The 2,044-nt window shown below is 68.1% G+C and carries 3 protein-coding genes; all 3 read left to right on the top strand.

The window, feature by feature from the left end; translation table 11 throughout:
- The coding region (locus tag J7E68_RS15280) for an aliphatic sulfonate ABC transporter substrate-binding protein (protein WP_215174012.1) at positions 1-881 on the top strand (881 nt) is incomplete at its 5' end.
- On the top strand, positions 878-1,738 hold the full coding sequence (locus tag J7E68_RS15275; RefSeq protein WP_215174011.1) for an ABC transporter permease: 861 nt from the start codon (positions 878-880) through the stop codon (positions 1,736-1,738). The genes J7E68_RS15280 and J7E68_RS15275, both read left to right, overlap by 4 nt.
- Positions 1,735-2,044: acetyl-coenzyme A synthetase N-terminal domain-containing protein (locus tag J7E68_RS15270; RefSeq protein WP_396652514.1), on the top strand; the 310-nt coding region annotated here is incomplete at its 3' end. The genes J7E68_RS15275 and J7E68_RS15270, both read left to right, overlap by 4 nt.

Here is a 2,044-nt window from a genome sequence, read left to right as displayed (position 1 = left end):
TCGCCACGTACAACCCGCTGAGCCTCGTGATCCGCGACCAGGGAATCCTCGAGGAGATCCTGGGCGACGACGTGGAGGTCGAGTGGGTGCAATCCGCCGGCTCGAACAAGGCGAACGAGCTGCTGCGCTCTGGGTCGATCGATGTGGGTTCGACCGCCGGCTCAGCCGCACTCCTCGCCCGCTCGAACGGCTCGCCGATCCAGGTCATCGACATCTTCTCGCAGCCGGAGTGGTCGGCGATCGTCGTCGGCCCCGACAGCGACATCACCTCGGTTGAGGACCTCGCGGGCAAGTCGGTCGCTGCGACGAAGGGCACGGACCCCTACTTCTTCCTGCTGCAGTCCCTCGAGGAAGCCGGCCTCTCGGTCGACGACGTCGAGGTCCAGAACCTCCAGCACGCCGACGGGCGCGCCGCTCTCGACGGCGTCTCGGTCGACGCCTGGGCGGGCCTCGACCCGATCATGGCCGCGGCCGAGGTGGAATCCGGCGACCAGCTCATCTACCGCAACGTGGATTTCAACACCTACGGATTCCTCAACGCCACTGAGGACTTCATCGAGAACCATGCCGACCTCGCGCAGGCTGTCGTCGACGCGTACGAGCAGGCGCGCGAGTGGGCGCTCGAGAACCCGGACGAGACCGCAGCACTGCTGGCCGAGGTCGCGGGCATCGACATCGAGGTCGCCACCACCGTGATCCAGGAGCGATCGAACCTCGATGTCAGCGGCATCCCGGGAGATGACCAGGTCGCGGTGCTCGAGAAGATCGCTCCTGTGCTCGTCGACTCCGGTGATGTCCAGGGCGGCAAGGACTCGGTCGACAAGGCGCTGGACTCGATCGTGAACGCCACGTTCGCCGAGAAGGCGGTCAGGGGCGAGTGATCCTTCCCGACCAGCGCGTGGCGGTGGCTGCGGACGCACGGGAGGCGCTCGATGCCGCTCGTGGAGTCCGTCTGCACCCTGAAGTGGGCGCGCGCCACACGTGGGACCGGCCCGCGGTTCGCGTCATCGGCGGATTGCTGCTGCCCGCCCTCATCGTCGTCGCGTGGCAGATCGTGACGACCACCGGAATCGTCGCGCCCTACCTCCTCCCGTCCCCGGAGTCCGTCTTCGCCGCCGGCGTCGAGCTGGCCGAGCGCGGGCTGCTCTGGACGCACATCGCGATCTCGGTGCAGCGCGTGCTGCTCGGCTTCGCGATCGGATCGGTGATCGGACTCGCGATCGCGGGGATCGTCGGTCTCTCGAAGATCGGCGACGTGCTGCTCAGCCCCACGCTCTCGGCGGTCCGTGCGGTCCCGTCTCTGGCGTGGGTGCCGCTCCTGATCCTCTGGATGCAGATCGGCGAGGAGTCGAAGGTCACGCTGATCGCCATCGGCGCCTTCTTCCCGGTCTACACGACCGTCGCCTCGGCCCTCCGACACGTCGACCCTCAGCTCGTGGAGGCGGGGCGCTCGTTCAGCCTCCGAGGCTGGTCGCTGTTCCGCACCGTGCAGCTGCCCGCCGTCGTGCCGTCGGTGGTCGCAGGCCTCCGACTCGCTCTCGCGCAGGCCTGGCTGTTCCTCGTCGCGGCCGAGCTCATCGCGTCCTCGATGGGACTCGGCTTCCTGCTCACGGACTCGCAGAACAGCGGACGCGTGGACAGGATCATCCTGTCGATCGTCCTGCTCGCACTTCTGGGCACGATCACCAACGCACTTCTCGTGCTCGTCGAGAAGTATCTGCTCCGTCGGTGGGTGTGACCGTGACGGAAGCACGTCTGCACGAGACCCGTACATACCCGGCGCCCGTCGGGGTCGCTGCGACGGCGAACGTGACCGCAGAGGCCTACGCGCGGGCGGCATCCGATCCGACCCTGTTCTGGGAGCAGGCGGCAGAGCGGCTCGACTGGGCCGAGCCCTGGCACACGGCTCACGAATGGGATCCGCCCGAAGGGGATGCCGTTCCCGCCGCACGTTGGTTCGTCGGCGGGCGACTCAACGTCGCGTACAACTGCGTCGACCGCCACGTCGTGGCCGGCCGAGGTGACAAGGTCGCGCTCCACTTCG

It is taken from the genome of Microbacterium sp. ISL-103 (assembly GCF_018613995.1).
Taxonomy (GTDB): Bacteria; Actinomycetota; Actinomycetes; order Actinomycetales; family Microbacteriaceae; genus Microbacterium.
This window is presented reverse-complemented; position numbering and strand designations above follow the sequence as displayed.